Annotated in this window: 17 protein-coding genes; 13 read left to right on the top strand and 4 right to left on the bottom strand. The window is 62.7% G+C overall.

Annotated features, from left to right (window positions below):
* Nucleotides 1-41: 41 nt before the first annotated feature.
* Nucleotides 42-1,610 carry an ABC transporter substrate-binding protein gene (locus ILT44_RS12770; RefSeq protein WP_204239970.1) on the bottom strand — a complete coding sequence of 523 codons (1,569 nt, stop codon included), beginning with the start codon at nt 1,608-1,610 and terminating at the stop codon, nt 42-44.
* Between the two features lie 220 nt (nt 1,611-1,830).
* On the bottom strand, nt 1,831-2,538 hold the full coding sequence (locus ILT44_RS12765) for a GntR family transcriptional regulator (protein WP_204239969.1): 708 nt from the start codon (nt 2,536-2,538) through the stop codon (nt 1,831-1,833).
* A 166-nt stretch (nt 2,539-2,704) separates the two neighbouring features.
* On the opposite strand from ILT44_RS12765, the gene ILT44_RS12760 reads away from it, so the two are divergent.
* The gene (locus ILT44_RS12760) at nt 2,705-3,895 is read left to right on the top strand and encodes an amidohydrolase family protein (protein ID WP_204239968.1); all 1,191 of its coding nucleotides are present in this window, start codon (nt 2,705-2,707) and stop codon (nt 3,893-3,895) included.
* A 506-nt stretch (nt 3,896-4,401) separates the two neighbouring features.
* On the opposite strand, the gene leuD is transcribed toward ILT44_RS12760, so the two are convergent.
* Both leuD and leuC read right to left on the bottom strand, forming a co-directional pair.
* The gene (gene leuD, locus ILT44_RS12755; RefSeq protein ID WP_204239967.1) at nt 4,402-5,019 is read right to left on the bottom strand and encodes a 3-isopropylmalate dehydratase small subunit; all 618 of its coding nucleotides are present in this window, start codon (nt 5,017-5,019) and stop codon (nt 4,402-4,404) included.
* Nucleotides 5,019-6,437, bottom strand: coding sequence for a 3-isopropylmalate dehydratase large subunit (gene leuC, locus ILT44_RS12750; RefSeq protein ID WP_204239966.1), 1,419 nt, complete (start codon nt 6,435-6,437; stop codon nt 5,019-5,021). The genes leuD and leuC overlap by 1 nt, the downstream gene beginning before the upstream one ends.
* A gap of 152 nt (nt 6,438-6,589) precedes the next feature.
* On the opposite strand from leuC, the gene ILT44_RS12745 reads away from it, so the two are divergent.
* From ILT44_RS12745 to ILT44_RS12690, 12 genes are all read left to right on the top strand, one after another.
* Nucleotides 6,590-7,462, top strand: coding sequence for a GntR family transcriptional regulator (locus tag ILT44_RS12745; RefSeq protein WP_204239965.1), 873 nt, complete (start codon nt 6,590-6,592; stop codon nt 7,460-7,462).
* Nucleotides 7,459-8,676 (top strand): ABC transporter substrate-binding protein, encoded by a 1,218-nt coding sequence (locus tag ILT44_RS12740; protein ID WP_204239964.1) that lies wholly within the window; start codon nt 7,459-7,461, stop codon nt 8,674-8,676. The genes ILT44_RS12745 and ILT44_RS12740 overlap by 4 nt, the downstream gene beginning before the upstream one ends.
* 62 nt (nt 8,677-8,738) lie before the next feature.
* On the top strand, nt 8,739-9,611 hold the full coding sequence (locus ILT44_RS12735; RefSeq protein ID WP_239468183.1) for a branched-chain amino acid ABC transporter permease: 873 nt from the start codon (nt 8,739-8,741) through the stop codon (nt 9,609-9,611).
* Nucleotides 9,608-10,585 carry a branched-chain amino acid ABC transporter permease gene (locus tag ILT44_RS12730; RefSeq protein WP_204239962.1) on the top strand — a complete coding sequence of 326 codons (978 nt, stop codon included), beginning with the start codon at nt 9,608-9,610 and terminating at the stop codon, nt 10,583-10,585. Before ILT44_RS12735 ends, ILT44_RS12730 begins: the two co-directional genes overlap by 4 nt.
* Nucleotides 10,578-11,321 carry an ABC transporter ATP-binding protein gene (locus ILT44_RS12725; protein WP_204239961.1) on the top strand — a complete coding sequence of 248 codons (744 nt, stop codon included), beginning with the start codon at nt 10,578-10,580 and terminating at the stop codon, nt 11,319-11,321. Before ILT44_RS12730 ends, ILT44_RS12725 begins: the two co-directional genes overlap by 8 nt.
* Nucleotides 11,314-12,015 carry an ABC transporter ATP-binding protein gene (locus tag ILT44_RS12720; protein ID WP_204239960.1) on the top strand — a complete coding sequence of 234 codons (702 nt, stop codon included), beginning with the start codon at nt 11,314-11,316 and terminating at the stop codon, nt 12,013-12,015. The genes ILT44_RS12725 and ILT44_RS12720 overlap by 8 nt, the downstream gene beginning before the upstream one ends.
* Before the next feature lie 13 nt (nt 12,016-12,028).
* Nucleotides 12,029-13,459 (top strand): MmgE/PrpD family protein, encoded by a 1,431-nt coding sequence (locus ILT44_RS12715; protein WP_204239959.1) that lies wholly within the window; start codon nt 12,029-12,031, stop codon nt 13,457-13,459.
* The gene (locus ILT44_RS12710) at nt 13,456-14,334 is read left to right on the top strand and encodes an isocitrate lyase/PEP mutase family protein (protein WP_204239958.1); all 879 of its coding nucleotides are present in this window, start codon (nt 13,456-13,458) and stop codon (nt 14,332-14,334) included. The genes ILT44_RS12715 and ILT44_RS12710 overlap by 4 nt, the downstream gene beginning before the upstream one ends.
* Nucleotides 14,331-16,064 (top strand): hydantoinase B/oxoprolinase family protein, encoded by a 1,734-nt coding sequence (locus ILT44_RS12705; RefSeq protein ID WP_204239957.1) that lies wholly within the window; start codon nt 14,331-14,333, stop codon nt 16,062-16,064. Before ILT44_RS12710 ends, ILT44_RS12705 begins: the two co-directional genes overlap by 4 nt.
* Entirely contained in the window at nt 16,061-18,124 is a 2,064-nt protein-coding gene (locus tag ILT44_RS12700) for a hydantoinase/oxoprolinase family protein (RefSeq protein WP_204239956.1), read from the top strand. The genes ILT44_RS12705 and ILT44_RS12700 overlap by 4 nt, the downstream gene beginning before the upstream one ends.
* Nucleotides 18,121-18,735, top strand: coding sequence for a cysteine hydrolase family protein (locus ILT44_RS12695; RefSeq protein ID WP_204239955.1), 615 nt, complete (start codon nt 18,121-18,123; stop codon nt 18,733-18,735). Before ILT44_RS12700 ends, ILT44_RS12695 begins: the two co-directional genes overlap by 4 nt.
* Nucleotides 18,732-20,129, top strand: coding sequence for an FAD-dependent oxidoreductase (locus tag ILT44_RS12690; protein WP_204239954.1), 1,398 nt, complete (start codon nt 18,732-18,734; stop codon nt 20,127-20,129). Before ILT44_RS12695 ends, ILT44_RS12690 begins: the two co-directional genes overlap by 4 nt.
* Nucleotides 20,130-20,577 lie beyond the last annotated feature (448 nt).

Below are 20,577 nucleotides of genomic sequence, written 5' to 3'. Positions count from 1 at the left end.
GCTGCCGCGCAGAGGCAGCCCGCCCGTCTCCTGCTACGGGATCACTTGACGGTGGCGAACCACAGGCGGACATACTCGTCCGAGAACTGCGGTACGTCGACGCCGTCGCGGACGGCCCAGGCCACGGGCTGCTGGTGGAGCGGTATGTACGCCACCGTATCGTGGGCCACCTTCAGGGCCTCCACGAGCATGGCGCGGCGCTTGCCCTCGTCGAGCTCGACGGCAGCCTTACGGGTCAGTTCCTCAATCTGCGGATTGCTGTAGGTGCCCGCGTTGGAACCGCCATAACCCTCCCTCTGCTCAGTGAGAAGCGACGAGAGCACGCTGAAGCCGTCCATGGGCGGCAGGGTTGCCCAGCCAACCATCGACACGTCGAATTCGCCACGGTCCTGGCGCGGGAAGTAAGTTGCACGGGACTCCGTCTGGAGTTCGGCTTGGATGCCGGCCTTGGCCCACATGGAGGCAATGGCCACGCAGGTCTGCTCATCATTGATATAGCGGTCGTTCGGGCAGTTCAGTTTGGTTTTGAAGCCATTCGGATAACCGGCCTCCGTCAGGAGCTGCTTGGCCTTGTTCGGGTCATAGGCTAGGGGCTCGTCATTCTCCTTTGCATAGCCAGGAACGGGGGGCGCCACGAGCGTGCCTGTTTTGCGCGACTTGTCGCGCATGACACGCTTCTTGATCGTGTCCAGGTCGATGGCCTGCCACATGGCCTGACGCACCTTGAGGTCGAGCAGCGGGTTCTTCTGCCCCGGCATGGCCTTAAGCTCGGGACGGAAGTTGAGCGACAGCATGATGAGGCGCAGCGATGGCTCCTCAATGACCTTGAACCCCTGCGACGAGGAAATCCGTTGAAGGTCTTGAAGCGGCGCCGGCGCGATCAGGTCGAGTTCCCCCGACAGCAGTGCCGCCACGCGCGTGGCGTCCGACTTCACCGGCTTGAACTCGATCCGGGTGAGATTGTGCTGGGCCTTGTCCCACCAGTCTCGATTTACGACGAAGCTGGTGCCAGCGTCGGGCTTGTAGGACTCGATCTTGAAGGGACCCGTTCCCACGGCTGTCGTGGAGGCGGCCGTGGTGACGCCCGTGGCGATGTTGCCGGGTTTTAAGGCGTCGTTCGCCTCCATCCATTCCTTATCCATGATGTAGATGCCGGCAAGGTCATTGAGGAGGAGCGGGTAAGGGCCCTTTGTGACGATATCGACCGTGAAGTCGTCCACTTTCTCCGCCTTGGCCACTGTCGCGAGATTGCCGCGGGCGCGGGCACCGGGATCGAGGATGCGGTTGATCGAAGCGACGACGTCGTCAGCGGTAAAAGGATTGCCGTTGTGGAATTTCACGTTCCGGCGCAGTTCGAAGCGCCAAGTGTCGGGCTTCACCGTATTCCAACTCACTGCCAGCGCTGGCTCAAGCTCTAGGGTGCGGCTGCGGCGCACCAGGGGGTCGAAGACGTGGTGCAGCATACTCGTGGTGAAGCTCTCCGTATGGGCATACGGGTCTAGCGTCGTGATGTCCGTCGGCGAGGCCCACCTGAGGGTCTTGGCCTCTGCAGGTGCTCCCATGAGAGCGCTGGCGGCGACGGTCAGGCTGGCAGCAAGTCTGGCTTTCATGTCTCGGCCTCCTCAGAGCCTCTGGATGTATTTCATTTTTGGATACAATTTTAGTAAAAATTGCATACGAAATGTGAGGCGTCAATTCCGCTCTTTGAGTAATTTCGAGCTTGGCGCCCAAAAAGCGGATAGGGGAATGCGGCCAAAGACCAACGACATGCTGGCGCTGGTTCTTGCTGGTGATCGATAAGAAGTCGACCGTAGGTCCTATGCCACGCCGTTAGGAGGCGTAACGATCGAGGATAGACCTGATGTCACGATGCTTTTCGGAATTTGACGACAGCAGGGCCCTGTCGGTGACGGCTTGGAGGTGATGATCCATTGCGTCGATAGCGGTCCGGCCATCCCTGGCTCTCAAAGCATCAATGATTTGCTGGTGCTCATTGATGGAGCAGTCCGAGGAGTGTGGCCGGCTGTAGAGAGCTAAGATCAACGAGCAGCGGGACACCACTTCATTTACGTAGCGTGCAAGAACACCGTTTCCGGAGAGGGCAGCCAGGAGAATATGGAACTCGCCTGCCAAGCGGATTGCAGCGGGCCCGTCATGTGCGTTGGCTTTCATCTCGAGCGCCACGTGCTGCTCTAAGCGCTCAATGTCCCGATCCGTCACCTTCTCTATAAGCCTGGCAATAACTTGTCGCTCCAGACACATCCGGGTCTCGAAAATATCCTGAGCTTCCGACAGGCTCGGCTGGGCGATAGTGGCGCCCTTATTGGGTTGCAGGTCGATGAGTCCCTCGGCATGGAGGCGCGCGAGGGCCGCTCTGACAATAGTGCGGCTGACACCGAAACGGTCTCCGATGATGTCCTCAGGCAGCTTGTCGCCTGGCATCAGGGCCTGCTCGATAATGGCGCGACGCAGTCCTGCGTAGACGGATTCGCTGCGGGTGCCTGAGGTTGTCTTTGGCTTTCTGATCGGCACGTTCATCAATGGTTACAGTACAGATGGAGGGCGAACTTTGTTCCACAAAATTTGAAGCTAAGAAAGAACTATTCATCTCGAAGATTGTATGCATTAATGTATACTTATTTCTGCCCTTTGCAATGGGGGCTGGGTCTTGTGTGGGCCCAATGGGTCAGGGATGAGAAAGCTGATGCATGACTTGGTCATTCGCAATGTGCGCCCAATGGGTGGCGAAGCAACCTCGGTGTCGATCCGCGATGGTCGGATAGCCGGCTACGGTTCGACCCCCGACAATGCTGCACAAGCTTTAGATGGGGCCGGGGCGATCCTAATCCCTGGGCTGGTCGAAGCCCATACGCATATGGACAAGACCCTTCTCGGTATGGGCTGGTACCACAACGAGGTCGGGCCGGCGCTGATCGACAAGATCGAGAACGAGCGAAAGCAGCGACGGATTCTCGGCATCGATCCTGCCCGTCAGTCTGCCCGCCAAGCCGTGCTCGCAGCCTCCCTCGGTGTGACACATATCCGGACCCATGTAGACGTTGACACCGAGGTCGGCACCACAGGCATCGAAGGCGTGCTCGAAACCCGGGAGCGCTACCGAGACATCGTCGATATTGAGCTCGTGGCCTTTCCGCAAAGCGGAATGCTCATCCGGCCCGGCACTGTCGAACTCATGGAGAAGGCCCTACAACTTGGCGCTCAGGTCGTAGGTGGCCTCGATCCCGCCGCTATCGACCGTGATCCGAAGAATCATCTTGACGTCGTGTTTGGTCTCGCTGACCGCTACGGCGTGCCGATCGATATCCATCTGCATGAGCCTGCGGAGTTGGGTGCGTTCTCGATGGAGCTGATCATCGAGCGCACCAGGGCTCTGGGCCTGCAGGGCAGGGTGACTATAAGCCATGCATTCTGCCTTGGCATGGCGGATCACGACTACGTTGCGGCTCTCATTGATGCCCTGGCTAATGCGCGGATCCACATTCTGACGACAGCACCGGCTTCCAGACCGGCTCCTGCTGTCAAGCGCTTGGTGGAGGCCGGCATTGTAGTCGCAGCAGGCTCTGATGGGGTGCGCGACACCTGGGGGCCTTACAACAACCCGGACATGTTGGAGCGTGCCGTCCTCGTCGGTCTGCGCAACAACCTGCGTCGTGACGATGAGGTCGCACTGGCGCTCGATACCTGCACCTATGGTGGTGCGCGGATGATGGGCCTCAATGATTATGGCCTGGAGCCAGGCTGCAAGGCAGATATCGTTCTGCTTGATGGAGAAACTCTCGCGGAAGCGATCGTGAGCCGCCGTCCGCGCAAAATGGTAGTCAAGGGTGGAAAGGTGATCTGTCGCGATGGGGCGACATCGATCACTGCGCCTTAGTACTCATCGCCAAGACTGAGAGGACGGGGGGCGGGACCCGGAGGATCGTGAATGTCGGATGAGCGACTCCTGGATGAGCGCCACGCCCGATCGACAGCTCGGGGCAGGCCGAGATCGATGTTAGCGCATCGTGCGGCCCTCTGGGTCCGCTGCGAACGATGCGCTCATCCGATGCTCTAGTCCTTGTGCGAGGTCTGAACAAGATTTGAGCTCAATGATACGCCTTTGCTCGAGCGGATTGCCAACCTCCCTGGCGCGGCTGGAGAACGTTCGGGAACAGCCGCTCCTTCGAGGGCGAAAACTTAATCAGATTAATGCCGAAACCTCGGAAGCCACCACACGCGGTGCGGCCTAGAACAGGGTTACACCATGCTGCGCTTCTTCTTTCATCATTGCAGTGACGACCATATGATGCGCACTCGGGTGGTTGCCTATTGCCGGGCCTCCGATTTGGGCCTGATCCAAATGAGATTGCTGCGCAGTAAACGGACATCTTTCGCGTGGCATCAGCATGCCGTTCGCGGCACCGCCCACGGGCGTCGTGATAAATCATCCGCCCTGAATCGCGTAATCGCATCTGCCTGATTGATCGTGAGATCGATATCGTCCCAGCCATTTAGAAGCTTCATGCGCCAAACGGGATCGATGTTGAACGGTACTGACAACCCGCCGGCAGAGATCATCTGCTCCATTAGATCCACGATCAGCATTGTGTCGTTCGCCTCAAGAAGTCTGATGAGCGTCTCCGCATCCCTCTCGTCCACTCTGGCGGGAAGAAGTCCGTTGTTGACAGAATTGGAAGCGAAGATATCACCGAAGCTCGGAGCAATCACGCAGCGGATGCCATAATCTACAAGCGCGTATACGGCGGCCTCACGCGACGAGCCCGCTCCGAAGTTTCGCCGCGCTACGAGAATCTGCGCATTGCGATGGCGAGGGCGGTTGAGTGGAAAGTCGGAAATCTCTACGTTGTCGCCAGAGAAGCGCATATCGTGAAGCAGGTAGCCGCCATAGCCTTCCGCGCGCGAGCGCTTCATGAACCGGGCCGGGATCAGCTGGTCCGTATCGATGTTCGCGTAGGGAAGGGGGCACGCCGTGGCAGCCAGGCGCTGAAAGGGTTGCATCAGGAGCGCTCCTCGATCAGGGGGCGGACGTCGGCGAGGTGGCCGGAAACGGCGGCGGCGGCGACCATCGCGGGTGACATGAGGTGGGTCCGCGCGCCCGGCCCCTGGCGACCTTTGAAGTTGCGGTTGGTGGTCGAGGCGCAACGTTCGCCTGGCTGCACGATGTCGCCATTCATGCCCACGCACATGGAGCATCCAGATTCGACCCACTCAAGGCCCGCCTCCTTGAAGATCTGATCCAGTCCCTCCGCTTCCGCTTGCTGCTTCACCAGAGACGAACCGGGCGAGACGAGGCCAGGCACCTTGGCCTTGCGACCCGACAGCACCTTGGCGGCAGCACGCAGGTCCTCGATGCGGCTGTTGGTGCACGAACCGATGAACACGCGATCGATGCGGATATCGGTAAGCTTCTGTCCCGGCTTGAGATCCATATAGGTTAGCGCATCACGTATCTGCGTTGCCCTGCCCGAATCCGGGATCGACTCGGGATCCGGCACAGCTGTGGTGATCGGCAGCGCGTCCTCGGGGCTGACACCCCAGGTGACAACAGGCGCGATCTCGGACGCATCAAGTACGATTTCACGGTCGAACTTCGCGTTCTCGTCGGTCCGCAGACGCAGCCAGTCCTCGGCTGCACGCTCGAAATCGTCGCGCGCAGGCGCAAAGGGCCGGTTACGCAGATACGCAATCGTCGTCTCGTCGGGGGCTACCATACCGCAACGCGCGCCCGCTTCGATCGAGAGGTTGCACAAGGTGAGCCGCCCCTCCATCGAGAGTGCACGGATGGCCGAGCCCGCATATTCCACCGCATGTCCTTGTGCGCCATCTGCGCCGATGCGCGCTATGATCGAGAGCGCAATGTCCTTAGCGCCGACGCCCAGGGCCAGCGTACCGTCGACGGTAATGCGCATGCGCTTGGGTTTCCGCTGCCAGAGCGTCTGCGTCATCAGTACGTGCGCGACTTCCGACGCACCAATGCCGAAACCCCATGCGCCGAAGGCGCCGTGCGTGGAGGTATGGCTATCACCACAGACGATGAGAAGGCCCGGAAGCGTCAGGCCCTGTTCGGGACCGACAACATGGACGATGCCTTGCCGCGGATCGTTGAGGCCGAACAGCATCACGCCGTTCTCCGACGTGTTGCGCTCTAGCTGGTCGAGCATGTTCTGGATCGCCGTATCGATGCCATGTCCGGTCCGGCGGGTTGGCACGTAATGGTCGGCGATACCGAAGGTGAGGTGCGGATGGGCGACCTTGGCGCCGCGCTCCCTCAGCTTGTTGAAGGCATGAAACGAGCCCTCGTGCACAAAGTGCCGATCGACCCACAGCAGCGTCTGCCCGTCCTCGCGGGTTACGATGGCGTGACTGTCCCAGAGCTTGTCGAACAGGGTCCGAGGACCGGAGGGGTTCTGCGCCATCTCGCTCTCCCGAATGCGCTCTCATGGTTCATGTCGGAGCCGACGTCAGTATTTCCAAAGGGGCGGCTTGACGCAAGCGAAATGTATTATAGGGTATACAGGTAACTGTTCTCTGTAGCAGTCAACATTGTTGCGGCCTGGAGCGGGCAACCTTGGCGGACGCAGTCGAACCCCTCAAAGCGAGGCGCATCTACCTTCTACTGCGCGAGCGCATCCTCAACGGCGATCTGGAGCCCGGCTCCCGGCTGCCAGGTGAATTGTCGATCGCGGCGGGATACGGAATTTCACGCGTTACGGTGCGGCGTGCGCTCGATACGCTGGCGAGCGACGGTCTCATCGACCGCCGACCCGGTTCGGGAACATTCGTGCGCGAGGGCAATTCGGTTCAGCCAATCGTGGCGGATCTCTCGAACGTGCTGTCCCACTTGGTCGAGATGGGCCGCAGAACCGGCGTGCGGCTGTTGTCCTTCGCTTATGTGAACCCGCCCGAGAGTGTCGCCGCGTCCCTGGGACTCGAGCCCGGCGAGCGGACACAGCGCTCGATCCGTGTGCGCCTCATCGACGGGGCGCCGTTCTCCTACCTCGTGACCCATGTGCCCGAGCGTATCGGCGTTACCTATTCCGAAGCCGACCTCGCGTCGACGCCGCTTCTCGGGCTCCTCGAACGATCGGGGGTCGTGGTCGAGGAGGCGAGCCAGAGCATCGGCGCCACCTTGGCCGGGCCGGACGTCGCTGACGCACTGGGGCTGGAGATCGGCTCGCCACTCCTGTCGCTCACGCGCGTCGTCTGGGATCCCTCGGGCCAGGGCGTGGAGCATCTCCATGCCCTCTATAGGCCGGATCGCTATTCCTTCCACATGGACCTCGTGCGGACCGGTGCCGTCGGTGCCCGCCGATGGAATCCCGTGGCAAAGCCGGCCACCGCCGGGCCGGAACCGCACAAGCGGATAATCAAAGGGCCGGAGAGCCCCAAGCCAAAGTCCCGCCCGGTGCGGGTGTCCAACCAGAGGAGAACATCGACATGAAGAATATGATGCGTCCGACGCGCCGTTCGATATTGCGGGCAGGCGCCGCTTCGGCAGCTGTGCTTGCCATGCCGGCCTACCTGCGCGCTCAGTCGCAGTCCGTGAAGATCGGCATCCTGCAGCCCGTCACCGGTGCGCTTGCGCAGGACGGTGACTTCGGCCGCATGGGCGCCGAGATGGCCATCAAGGAGATCAACGATTCCGGCGGCCTCAAAGGACTCGGCGGCGCCAAGCTGGAGATGGTCTTCGGCGACGCTCGCTCGAATCCCGAGGCCGGCACCCAGGAGGTCGAGAAGATGCAGGCCGACGGCGTTGCGGCCATCGTCGGCGGCTTCGCGAGCCCCATCTGCCTTGCCGCCACCCAGGCCGCCGCTCGTTATGACCTGCCCTACATCGTCGATGTCGGCGTCAGCGACCCGATCGTGCAGCGCGGCCTCAAGAACACGTTCCGCTTCGCACCCGGATTCGGCATTGTGACAGGAGTTGCTCTCGACAACCTGGTCAAGCTGAACGACGGCGCTGGCAAGCCCGCCAAGACGGTGGTGCTCGTACATGAGGACGGCCTGTTCGGGTCGGGTCTCGCCAAACTCATGCAGACGGAGCTGCCGAAGCGCGGCTTCGAGATCCTTGAGACCATCGCGCATCCGACGCCCGCGCGCGACATGTCGAATGTCGCCCTGCGCATCCGCTCGCTCAGCCCGGATCTTGTGATCCCGTCGAGCTATTACGGTGAGTTCGTGCTGCTCGCGCGCACCATGCAGCAGCAGCGCATCCGGCCGAAGGGCGTCTATGCCGTCCTCAACGGCGCGGCCTCGAACTACCGCTTCGTGAAGGAGTTCCCGGATGCGGCCAACGGCATCATGGATTGCAATCACTGGTACGATCCGCGCAATCCCAAAGCCCTGGAGCTCAAGAAGCAGGTTGAGGCGCAGGGCAAGGTGTTCGCCTACAATGTGCCCTTGAACTATTCCTGCGTGAAGCTCCTTGCCGACGCCATCAACCGGGCCGGTTCAGCCGACCGCGCGAAGATCATCGAGGCGCTGAACACCTCGACCTTCAAGGACCACATCATGCCCTATGGCGAGACGAAGTTCGTCAACGGACAGAACATGGGTGCCGCGCCGGTCAATACGCAGGTGCAGGGCAACGACATCAAGGTGATTTTCCCCGACTCTTTCGCGGACGCGAAACCGCAGTTCCCGGTGGCGGGCTGATCCTGGGGAATCGTCCTGGGGTGCATTGAGCACCCCAGGAAACCTGAGGAGTGTTTCATGTGATGTATTCACCCGCCATCATTGCGGAAGCCGTCGTGAATGGACTGATGACGGGTGCGATCTATGCGCTCATCGCGCTCGGTCTCACCCTGGTCTACGGCGTCCTTCACATCATCAATTTCGCCCATGGAGCACTGCTCACGGCCGCGATGTTTGCCGTGTGGGCCGTGCACGTGGCTTTCGGACTTGATCCCTATCTCGCAATCTTGCCGCTGACCCCACTTTTCTTCGGACTGGGCTATGCGGTGCAGCGCTTCGTAATCGGCCCCGCGAGCCATGGTAGCGATAGCAACATCCTGCTCGTGACCTTGGGTCTGTCCATCGCGATCGAAAACGCGCTGCTGGCCGGTTTCCGCTCGGACACTCGCTCCCTGAACACCGACTATGGCTTCCAGGTCGTGGAGCTCGGGCCGCTCCTGCTCTCCAAACCGCGCCTGATCGGCTTTGGCGCCGCCGTTTTGGTCACGGTGCTGCTGTGGCTTCTTCTCTCGCGCACCGACACCGGCAAGGCTATCCGGGCGGTCGCCAAGGAGAAGCTCGGCGCCAGCCTCGTCGGCATCGACGTGGCCCATGTCTACGCCGTGACGTTCGGGCTGGGCTGCGCCTGTTTGGCGGTGGCGGCATGCCTGCTCATGCCGACCTTCTACGTGAATCCACGCATAGGTCAGGCCTTCGTGCTCGTCGCGTTCACGATCGTGGTTCTGGGTGGCATGGGCTCCATCCCCGGCGCGCTCCTCGGCGGCCTGTTCATCGGCGTTGTCGAGAGCCTTTGCGGCCTGTTTCTCGGGGATTCGCTCGGCCAGATCGGCATCTTCCTCATCTTCATCCTGGTGCTGCTTGTGCGGCCGACGGGCATGTTCGGGGCAAAGGCATGACATTCCGCGACATCGTCCCGATCATCGCCGTGATCGCGCTCCTGGCTTTCGTGCCGGTCTTCGTCACGGCGAACACGGTTCTCAACTTCCTCGTTTTCACCCTCATCATCGCGCTCACCGCACAGGGATGGAACATTCTCGGCGGCTTTGGCGGCCAGTTCTCCTTCGGCCACGCCGCCTTCTTCGGCACGGGGGCGTATGCAGCCGCGCTGCTTCAGGTCCGCCTCGGAATCAATCCCTGGATCGCCTTTGCAATCGGCGCCATGGCCGGCGCGGCGGTCGGCTGGATGATCGGCTATCTGAGCTTCCGGTCCGGCCTGCGCGGCTCCTATTTCGCGCTGGTGACGCTCGCTTTCGCGGAGGTATTGCGGATCCTGGCCAACGCAGCAACCTTTACCGGCGGTGCAGCGGGCGTTCTGATCAAGCTGCACGTGCGGCCGGAGAACTTTCAGTTCGAGAGTCGGAGCGCCTTCTTCTGGATTGCGCTCGCCCTCGTCGGCGCCGTGCTTGTCCTGACCCGCTGGATTGAGCGGTCGCGCTTCGGCGCTCAACTCGTAGCCGTGCGGGAGAACGAGGCGGCTGCCAAGGCACTCGGCGTCGACACGCTGCGGGTGAAGCTCGGCGCGATCACGCTCTCCGGCGCGGTGACGGCGGCGGCAGGCTGCCTCTATGCCCAGTACTTCCTCTATGTGGATGCCAACATCGCCTACGGCACCTGGATCTCGGTCGAGGCGATCCTCGCGCCGATCATTGGTGGGCTTGGGACCGTCTTCGGTCCGTTGGTCGGCGCAGTGGCCTTGCACGGATTGGGCGAAGTCACCAAGCTCGCCGCAGGCAGTGTTCCGGGCATCGACCTTATGGTTTTCGGCGTTCTCCTCGTCGTCGCCGTGGGCTTCGCGCCAGACGGCATCCTCGGTCTCCTGCGTCGCCTTCGCCGGTCGGCCCAGCTTTCAGGAGCCCCCCGCCATGCTTGAGGTGCAGAATGCGACCAAGCGCTTCGGCGGTCTCGTTGCCGTGAATCAGGCGTCGCTCAAGGCGGCCATTGGCTCGATCACCGGTCTCATCGGCCCGAACGGCGCCGGTAAGACGACTCTATTCACGCTGATCTCAGGTTTCGAGAGTCTGACCGAGGGACGTGTGCTGTTTCAGGGCCAAGACATCAGCCACGACGAGACGCACATCCGCGCCCGGCGCGGCATCGCCCGCACATTCCAGATCGTGCAGCCTTTCGCCGGCCTCTCCGTCATCGAGAACATCGCGGTGGGCGCCTATCTGCATCACGCAAAGCGCAGCGACGCCATGGCTCGCGCCGAAGAGGTTGGTCGCCGCGTTGGGCTAGGTCCGGAGCTCGATAAATCGGCTTCGAGCCTGACGGTGGCTGGTCGCAAGCGACTCGAACTCGCCCGCGCTCTCGCAACGGAGCCGAAGCTGCTGCTGCTCGACGAAGTGCTGGCCGGCCTCAATCCTTCCGAGATCCGCGATATCATCCCGGTGATCCGCGCGATCCGGGATGAGGGTGTTTCGATCCTGATGATCGAGCATGTGATGCAGGCGGTGATGAATCTCTGCGAGCAGGTCTATGTGCTGGCGCATGGCCGGATCATTGCCGAAGGCCCGCCTGCTGAGGTCTGCGACGATGCGACAGTCATAGAAGCCTATCTCGGGACCGGCGCCGCAGAACGCCTGAAGCGGGAGAAGGTCCATGCTTGAGGTCAAGTCGCTGAGAGCAGGTTATGGCGGCACGGAAGTGCTACGTGGGCTCGATCTTTCGGTCGGAGCGGGTGAGATCGTTGCAGTGCTCGGCTCCAACGGCGTCGGCAAGACCACGCTGAACAAGGTTCTGTCCGGCGTCTTGCGTGCGAACGATGGCGAGATCCGCTTCGACGGGAAGACCCTCACAGGGAATTCCTCAGCAGACATCGTGAAGGCGGGCCTCATCCATGTGCCCGAGGGCCGCAAGATCTTCCCGAACATGTCGGTACGGGAGAATCTCGATCTCGGCAGCTATCGGAGAGGGCGCGACCGGCGATCCGTCAATCTAGAGCGGGTCTTCGATACCTTCCCGCGCCTGCGAGAGCGCAGCGGCCAGGCTGCTGGCACCTTGTCGGGCGGCGAGCAGCAGATGCTTGCGATCGGACGCGGGATGATGGCGGAGCCGCGCCTGCTCATCCTCGATGAACCATCGCTGGGCCTGTCGCCGCTGCTCGTCGAGGAGATGTTCGCCCTGATCCGTCGGCTCAATGGCGACGGGCTGCCGATCCTGCTCGTCGAGCAGAACGTGGTCCAGTCGCTCGAATGCGCCTCGCGTGCGTACATCCTGGAGAACGGGATCTTTGCCCTGTCGGGATCTGCCGAACAGGTCCGCAACGACCCCGATCTCAAGCGCGCCTACCTCGGCATGTGACGGAGGAAACCTCATGACGATCGTCACGCAGAACGTCATTCCCGCATCCGTCCTTTTGCAGGACGGACAACCTCGATGGCTCCAGCAATGGGGCAGGTTCGCGGCCGACGCACGGTTTGCTGATCTGCCAGCACCTGTGGTCGATCGCACGAAACTCGTGCTTCTCGACTGCATCGGTGCCATTGCGGCTGGAATGCAGGAACCTGAAATGCGCAACCTTGTCGCGCGACTTGGGCGGCGCGAGGCGGGTGACGGTCAGGTTCCGGTAATCGGGGCCGGCCGCCGCATGAGTGCGCTGCTTGCGAGCCTGCTCAACGGCACCGCAGGCACGATGCTGGAGCTCGACGAGGGCAATCAGTATGCGCGCGGCCATCCCGGCATCCACGTCGTTCCGGCAGCTCTGGCAGCAGGCGAACGCCTCTCCGTCTCGGGGGCAGACCTTATCGTTGCCATCGCGCTCGGCTACGAAATCGGGTCACGTGTCGGCATTGCGTCGAAACTGCGGGTTACCATGCATCCGCACGGCACCTGGGGCACCATTGGCGCTGCGCTGACGGCTGCGAGGCTCGAGAGAGCCACACCGGATCAGATCATCGAGACCATTAATCTGGCCTCGAGCTTCGGCCTCTCGACAAGCCGGCGCACGATGCTGGAAGGCGGGACCGTGCGCAACACCTATGCAGGTTTCTCGAACCAGCTCGGTCTCATGGCTTGGGATATGCAAGTCTCCGGCTTCATCGGAGAGACGGATGGCGTCGGCACCGTCTATGGCACCGTGATCGCCGATCAGTTTCGGCCGGACGAGATGGTGCTAGAGCTCGGCGAGCGCTGGGAAATCGCCCGCAACTACTTCAAGCGTCATGCAGCCTGCCGCTACACTCACGGCGCCCTAGACGCCCTCGGCGAGATTGTGCGTCAGGCGGGGGGCTCGATCAGCCCGGCGGCTGTCGAGTCGATCGAGGTCGACACCTATGTTTGGGCGGCGCAGCTCGACTCGGCCGAGCCCAAAAATATGCTCGCCGCGAAATTCTCGCTGCCGTTCGCGCTCGCCACCTATATCGTCAATGGCGCTGCCAGCGTTCCAGCGTTCCGCGAGGAAGCCCAGGCGAATGCCATCGTCCGCGATCTCGCGCGCCGCGTCTCGGTGCGCGAGGATGCTACGCTGACAGCCATGCTTCCGGGTCTCCGTCCGGCCCGGGTTCGGGTGCGCTTCACCGATGGCCGGCAATTGTCGGCCGAGGTGCTCACCAACAAGGGCGACACCGAAGATCCCTATTCGCCCGATGACGTGCGCTCCAAGTTCCGGGAGCTGACCGAGCCCGTCTGGGGCGGCTCGCATGTGGAGCACGTCATTGCTGAGGTCGACGCCATAGACGGCGCCTCCGACATCCGCGGCCTGACGGGTCTTCTCGCCCGCTCTCCCCAACATGGTTGGTTACAATGAGTTTTAGAGAACGATTGCTGCTGAACCAGGTCGTTGTTGCGCCCGGCGTCTACGACCCACTGACTGCATCGCTTGCAACGGAGGCCGGCTTCGAGGCGCTCTACCTGTCCGGTGCAGCGATCGCCTATACGCGCCTTGGGCGGCCCGATATCGGCCTTGTCTCCATGAGCGAGGTAGCCGACACCATCGCGCTTGTGCGCGACCGGGTGCCGACGGCGCTCGTGGTGGATGCGGACAACGGCTATGGTAACGCCCTCAACGTCCAGCGCACGGTCCGGGTCTTCGAGCGTGCGGGCGCTACCGCCATCCAGCTCGAAGACCAGAGCTTCCCGAAGCGCTGCGGCCACCTGCAGGACAAGTCGATCATCCCGGCATCCGAGATGGCTGGCAAGATCAAGGCCGCGGTGGATGCAAGGACGTCGGAGGACACAATCATCATCGCGCGCACCGATGCAGTCGCCGTGGAAGGTTTTGAGCCAGCGGTCGAGCGGGCGCGGCTCTACGCCGCGGCCGGAGCAGACGTGCTGTTCGTGGAGGCGCCTAAGACCCGCGAGCAGCTTGCGGCGGTGACCGCCGCCCTGGGATCGCTGCGACCACTCCTTGCCAACATGGTCGAGGGTGGAGAGACGCCTCTGTCATCAGCACAGGACCTGGGAAATATAGGCTTCCGGCTTGTCATCTTTCCCGGTGGCATCGTCCGTGCGTTGGCCCGCACCGCGCAGGACTATTACCGGTCGCTGCACGCCCACGGCACCAACGAACCCTTCCGCGACCGCATGTACGACTTCACGGCGCTGAACTACTTGATCGGCACCCCGGAGATGCTGGCGCTCGGCGAGCGCTACGAGTCCTTTGACCAGGAGGCCGCCGGATGAGCGCCATCGATCCCGTCACACTGGCCGTCCTGAAAGGGCGCCTCGAGCAGATCGCGGACGAGATGGACGCGACCCTCTACCGCTCCGCATTCAACCCGATCATCGCGGAGGCCCGCGACGCCTGTCACGGGCTTTATCACCCCGTCACCGGCGCGACCCTCGTGCAGGGCACAAACGGGCTGCCGATCTTCGTTGGCGCCATGGCCTTCGCGGTGAAGGCCGTGATCGATAAGGTCGAACGGGAAGGGGGCTTGGAGCCAGGCGACACCTTCCTGTTCAACGATCCTTATGACGGCGGCACGCACTTGAACGATTTTCGCCTCGTGCGCCCCATCTTCCGGGACGGCAGGCTCTATTGCTGGCTCGCCTCCGTCGGCCACTGGCTCGACATCGGCGGCAACGTGCCGGGCGGGTTCAACGCGCAGGCGACTGAAAGCTTCCAGGAAGGTGTTCGCTTCCCGCCCGTCAAGCTCATTCGGGCGGGGGTTATGAACGATGACATCGTGGCGATCCTTTCGGCCAACGCCCGCGTGCCGGTATCGAACTATGGCGACCTCAACGGCCAGCTCAATGCACTCGATCTCGGCGAGCGGCGCTTGACAGAGCTTCTCGACGAGTATGGCGACACGACGGTCGCGGTCGCCTTCGACGCCTTCTCGGATCGTGCCGAGGCGATGATGCGCACGGCCATCGGCGCGCTGCCGGACGGCACCTACTCGTTCGAGGACTACCTCGACAACGACGGCATCACCGACGAGCGGCTCATCATTGCGTTGGACCTGACAGTCGCCGATGACGCCATGACGCTGGATTTCTCGCGTTCGTCTGCGCCTTGCGCCGGACCGCTCAACATCGCCTATTCTACCGCGGTCGCCTGTTGTTACGTAGCGCTCAAACACGTCTTCACCGACGTGCCGGCCAATGCCGGCTGCCTGCGGCCGATCACCTTCGTGATCCCGGGCACGACGCTTCTCGGGGTCAAGGCGCCGAAGCCGGTCGGCGGGTATACGGAGACGATTCTGCGCGTCATCGGTGTGGTCTTTGGCGCGCTCGCCGAGGCTGATCCGAGCCGCGCCACGGCCGGCCCGTTCGGCACGATCAACGCTCTGTCGCTGGCGGGGCATCGCCCGGACGGCTCGCGCTGGGTGATGTTCTCCTTTTTCGGTGGAGGCCTCGGCGGCAATCCGGAGAGCGACGGGCTGAATCATGCCAACAATCCGATCTCAACGGCTACGATTCCGCCGGCGGAGATCCTGGAGGCCGCCTATCCGGTCATGTTCACCCGATGGGCTCTGCGGCCGGATTCTGCCGGAGCCGGAACCCATCGCGGCGGCGTCGGCGCGATCTATGAGATCGAGTCATTGACAGATGCGGATGTGTTCCTCCTCGGTGAGCGCGGCAGGTTCGCGCCCTTTGGTGTGACGGGCGGCCTGCCCGCGTCTCTGAACCAATTTTTCTGGCAGACGGATGACGGCGAGCGTTCACCGCCGATGGCGTCGAAGGTCGCGAATGTGAAGATTCGCGCCGGACAGCGCGTCCGCCTGGAGTCGCCCGGCGGTGGCGGCTGGGGCGATCCCAAGGCGCGAGATCCGCAGCGCGTGGGCCGTGACGTGCGGCTGGGCTATGTCAACGCCGAGAAGGCGGCCCGCGACTACGGCGTTGTCGTCAAGGACAATGGTGAGGTGGACGAGAGCGCGACCGCCGCTCTGAGAAAAGGAGCGGCCGCATGAACGCCGTGGTGGGTAAGATCGTCGGCGTGGATGTGGGCGGGACCTTCACGGATCTGTTCTATTACGACGAGGGTGCGGCCCGGTTCCGGACTGCTAAAGTCCCGTCGAACCGCGGCGACGAAGCGATCGGGTTTCTCGAAGGCCTGAAGACTTTCGGGCCGCTCGCGCAACTCGGCTCGATCGTGCATGGCACGACGGTAGGCACCAATGCCTTGCTCGAGCGCAAAGGCGCGCGTATCGGCCTCATCACGACACGCGGGTTCCGTGACGTGCTCGAGATGCGCCGTCGCGATCGCCGGCACACCTGGGGACTCTGGGGCGACTTCGTACCGGTTGTCGACCGCGACCTGCGCCTCGAAGTCGGCGAACGCACCATGGCGGACGGGACCATCCGTGAAGAGATCGATCCGGAAGAGGTCAGGAAGATTGCCCGAACGCTGCTGTCGGGCGGTGCTGAGGCCCTCGCCATCGTATTTATCAACGCCTATGCCAATCCCGCAAACGAACTCAAGGCTCTCGCGGCGGCTCGAGAGGTCTGGCCGAACGAGAACATCGAGTGCTCGGCCCAGATCCTGCCCGAGATCCGTGAATTCGAGCGCACCTCGACGACGGTGCTCAATGCCTATCTCCAGCCGGTGGTCGGCAGCTACCTCGGCAAGCTGAATCAGGCTTTGACCCACGAGAATTTCTCGGGCCGGTTTCACATCGTTCAGTCGAACGGCGGCGTCATGTCGACGGCCACCGCGCGGCGCCTGCCGGTGCGAACGGCTCTGTCCGGCCCCGCTGCAGGCGTCATCGCCGCCGCTGCCATTGCGAAAGCTGCCGGCTTTCCGGATGTGATCACAGGCGATCTCGGCGGAACCTCCTTCGACGTGTCGATCGTGGTCAATGGTGAGACGGCGCTCGCAGCCCAGACCACCATCGATTTCGGCCTCGTCATCCGAACCCCGATGATCGAGATCACGACGATTGGCGCGGGCGGCGGCTCGATCGCCCATGTGGATGCGGGCGGGATGCTCCAGGTCGGGCCTGAGAGCGCTGGCTCGCGTCCGGGGCCGGTGGCATACGGGCAGGGCAATACGCGTCCGACGCTCACCGATGCCAATGTCGTGCTGGGGCGTATCAATGCGGAGCGTCCCATCGGCGGCAAGCTTGCGCGTCTGGACATCGAGGCGGCAAAGGCCGCCATCGCAACGCATGTGGGTGAACCGCTCGGCCTTGATCCCATGCAGGCGGCGGAAGCCATTGTGCGGGTTGCAAACGGCAAGATGGCCGGCGCCATCCGCCTCGTCTCGATCGAGCGCGGGCATGATCCTGGCCGCTTCGCCGCCGTGCCGTTCGGCGGCGGTGGAGCTCTGCATGTCGGAGCGCTGATCAAGGACGTGGGCCTGAAGGCTGCGCTCGTGCCGCGCTATCCGGGCGTGACCTCCGCCCTCGGCTGCGTCATTGCAGACATCCGCCACGATCAGGTGCAGACCGTGAACCTGCTCCTCGACCAACTCGACGCTGCGGCTCTCGATCGCCGCATGGTCGAGGAGGCTGAAGCGTCCCGCGCTGTGGTGGAGGAGGCTGGTCTTTCCGTCGAGCGGATCGATATCCTGTTCGAACTGGACATGCATTATGTGGGCCAGACCCACACGGTGGGCGTCCCACTCCCTGTCTCGCTGCAGAACGGATCCACCGGCGTAAATCCGTCCATCGTCAGGGAGGCCTTCGAACGGGCTTATCAGTCGTCGTTCAGCCGCCTGTTGCCCGGCGTGCCGGCAAAGATCGTCAACCTGCGCACGGCCGCCGTGGGACGCAGGCCTCATTTCGACCTCGCGGCCCTCGCGCCGGAGGCTTCCGCAAGCATCGAGAAGGCAAGGCTCGGCAGTCGCTCGGTCTGGTTCGACGGCGGTTGGCATGACACCGCGATTTACGCGAGGCTGGATCTGCCGATCGGAGCGGTTGTGCATGGACCGGCCATTCTCGAGCAACCTGATGCGACCACCGTCATCGACCCGGATCTCATCGCGCGGGTCGATGATTTCGGCAATGTCATCGTGGAGCGCGCCGCATGAACGAAACTGCAATTCCGGTGGGGCGCACGGCGCTCCTCATTGTCGATCTCCAGAACGACTTTCTCCACCCGGAGGGCGCCTATGGCCGAGCGGGGCAGAGTGCGTCTGCGATTGCCGCTCTACCGGAAAGATTGAAGCCGCTTGCCGATCTGCTGCGCGCCCATGGCGGCTACGTCGTCTCAACGCAGTTCACTCTAGTTCCCGTAAAAGGAGGCGAACCGCTGATCTCCCCCCATCTCAAGCAGCTTCGGCCTTTCCTCAAAAAGGGTGACTTCCAGCCTGGTGCTTGGGGGCATCAACTCGTGGACATGTTGCAGCCAACCGATCTGAGCGTTGAGAAGATCACCTATTCGGCCTTCTACATGACGCGTCTCGAATGGGTGCTGCGTAAGTGCAGGATCGAGCGTCTTCTCGTCTGTGGCATCGTCACCAATGGTGGCGTAGCATCGACCGTAAGGGATGCGCATGTGCGTGACTTCGACACCACCGTCCTCGAAGACGGCTGCGCAGCCTTCTCGCCCACCGTGCATGCGACAGCCATAGACGCGCTGCGGCCAGTCTGTCGCGTCGCGTCCATTACCGAGATCATGAGAGAGATCGAAGCCGCATGAGCATTCTTTCGGCGGAGGACATTGCCTTCGACGTGAAGGTTCCAGTCGTCATCATCGGCGCAGGGGCGGCTGGCCTCGTTGCAGCCTTATCCGCGCGTGAGGTCGGACAGGATGTCTTGGTTCTCGAGCGCGATGACGTGCCCCGCGGCTCGACGGCCCTCTCGGCCGGATTGATCCCCGCTCCCAGCACCCGGTGGCAGGCGGCGGCCGGTATCGTCGACAGCCCGGAATTGTTCGGCAGAGATATCGCTGCCAAGGCCAAGGGTGAGCCGGAGCCGTCGCTCGTGAAGAGGGTGACGGAAGCTGTCGGCCCAACGATCGAATGGCTTGCGGATCGCCACGGCCTGCCATTCTCACTGATCGAGGACTTTCGCTATCCCGGACATTCCGTCTGCCGCATGCATGGCCTGCCGAGCCGCTCCGGCGGGGAGCTGGTCGACCGCCTTCGCGAGGCAGCGGCCCATGCGGGCGTCGACATTCTCTGTAATGCCCATGTCATATCACTGTTCGCCGAGTCTGACGGCAGGATCGCTGGTGTAGCGGTCGAGCGCCCCGATGGCACGAAGGAACTCATCGGGTGCGGGACGCTGGTCCTCGCCTGTAACGGCTATGGCGGCAATAAGGAACTTGTCCAACGCCACATCCCCGAACTCGGAACCGCCCTTTATTTCGGCCACGAGGGCAACCAGGGCGATGCTCTGCTCTGGGGGCAAGCGCTGGGGGGCGCCACAAGGCACCTGTCGGGACACCAGGGTCATGGGTCGGTCGCGCATCCGCACGGCATTCTCATCACCTGGGCGACCATCACCGAGGGTGGGTTCCAAGTGAACCTGCGCGGCGAGCGCTTCTCGGATGAAAGCCACGGCTATTCCGAGCAGGCGGCGGTCGTGCTGCGGCAACCGGAGGGAATCGTCTGGACGATCTTCGATACGCGCATCGCTGGCATTGCGCGACAGTTCGAGGATTTCCGTCAGGCAGAAGCGCTCGGTGCCATTCTGGCGGCGGAAACCGTTGAGGATCTCGCGCGGCAGATGGGGGTTCCCGTGAACGCTCTCAAGGCAACCCTGCAGGAGGTCGACACGCTAAAGCACACCGGCGCGACAGACCGCTTCGGGCGCAACTTCGCCGGATCGCTGCCTCTGCGCGTCCCGTATTGCGCCGTGAGGGTCACCGGAGCGCTTTTCCATACGCAAGGGGGACTTGTGGTCGACGACGATGCTCGCGTCGTGCGAGACGACGGGAATGTGCTGCCCAACCTCTTTGCTGTCGGCGGAGCGGCCTGCGGGGTCTCAGGCTCCAAGGCAGAGGGCTATCTGTCTGGCAACGGGCTTCTTTCAGCCGTTGCATTGGGCCGGATAGCCGGTTTAGCGGCTGCTCGAACACAAGCGATGTGACGGAAATACACCCGAGGCCTGCCGCCTATTGGCGCTGCGCCTCCGGCTGAAAGCCGATCGACAAGCTCTGGGGAATGCGAACTGCCATCTTGGGTCTCCGCGATGTGACGATGGAGGGGAGATGGTGCCGCACTCCTCTGGATAAACGCGACACCCTGGCGCAAGCCCGCGCAGGCGACGCCCGGCGGCATTTGTCACGGCGCGATGTGGAACAACAAGGGGGCCTTGCTGCCTGCCCCGGAGCTGGATCTTGCGGGGTGAGTGGAACCTCGTGATCCACTGCGCTGATCCGTGGTGATTGATCCTAAACTTGGTGCCATTTCGGGCAAGGTTATGCGCGGCACAGGCTCATGTGGAGGATCGCCGACCCTGAACTTGGCCGATATTCATAGGCCGGAAAGTGAAGGTGTGGCCCAGAACGGAGATCTCGCACTCGCAAGCTTAGGGC

It is taken from the genome of Microvirga arvi (assembly GCF_016892765.1).
Classification (GTDB): Bacteria; Pseudomonadota; Alphaproteobacteria; order Rhizobiales; family Beijerinckiaceae; genus Microvirga; species Microvirga arvi.
Note: the sequence above shows the minus strand (reverse complement) of the source record. Positions and strands in the feature narration are given on the sequence as shown.

Bases quoted from the DNA above. Each gene is read 5' to 3' on its own strand.
- ILT44_RS12770 (WP_204239970.1), bottom strand. From the start codon at position 1,610: ATGAAAGCCAGACTTGCTGCCAGCCTGACCGTCGCCGCCAGCGCTCTC.
- ILT44_RS12765 (WP_204239969.1), bottom strand. From the start codon at position 2,538: ATGAACGTGCCGATCAGAAAGCCAAAGACAACCTCAGGCACCCGCAGC.
- ILT44_RS12760 (WP_204239968.1), top strand. From the start codon at position 2,705: ATGCATGACTTGGTCATTCGCAATGTGCGCCCAATGGGTGGCGAAGCA.
- leuD (WP_204239967.1), bottom strand. From the start codon at position 5,019: ATGCAACCCTTTCAGCGCCTGGCTGCCACGGCGTGCCCCCTTCCCTAC.
- leuC (WP_204239966.1), bottom strand. From the start codon at position 6,437: ATGGCGCAGAACCCCTCCGGTCCTCGGACCCTGTTCGACAAGCTCTGG.
- ILT44_RS12740 (WP_204239964.1), top strand. From the start codon at position 7,459: ATGAAGAATATGATGCGTCCGACGCGCCGTTCGATATTGCGGGCAGGC.
- ILT44_RS12735 (WP_239468183.1), top strand. From the start codon at position 8,739: ATGTATTCACCCGCCATCATTGCGGAAGCCGTCGTGAATGGACTGATG.
- ILT44_RS12730 (WP_204239962.1), top strand. From the start codon at position 9,608: ATGACATTCCGCGACATCGTCCCGATCATCGCCGTGATCGCGCTCCTG.
- ILT44_RS12725 (WP_204239961.1), top strand. From the start codon at position 10,578: ATGCTTGAGGTGCAGAATGCGACCAAGCGCTTCGGCGGTCTCGTTGCC.
- ILT44_RS12720 (WP_204239960.1), top strand. From the start codon at position 11,314: ATGCTTGAGGTCAAGTCGCTGAGAGCAGGTTATGGCGGCACGGAAGTG.
- ILT44_RS12715 (WP_204239959.1), top strand. From the start codon at position 12,029: ATGACGATCGTCACGCAGAACGTCATTCCCGCATCCGTCCTTTTGCAG.
- ILT44_RS12710 (WP_204239958.1), top strand. From the start codon at position 13,456: ATGAGTTTTAGAGAACGATTGCTGCTGAACCAGGTCGTTGTTGCGCCC.
- ILT44_RS12705 (WP_204239957.1), top strand. From the start codon at position 14,331: ATGAGCGCCATCGATCCCGTCACACTGGCCGTCCTGAAAGGGCGCCTC.
- ILT44_RS12700 (WP_204239956.1), top strand. From the start codon at position 16,061: ATGAACGCCGTGGTGGGTAAGATCGTCGGCGTGGATGTGGGCGGGACC.
- ILT44_RS12695 (WP_204239955.1), top strand. From the start codon at position 18,121: ATGAACGAAACTGCAATTCCGGTGGGGCGCACGGCGCTCCTCATTGTC.
- ILT44_RS12690 (WP_204239954.1), top strand. From the start codon at position 18,732: ATGAGCATTCTTTCGGCGGAGGACATTGCCTTCGACGTGAAGGTTCCA.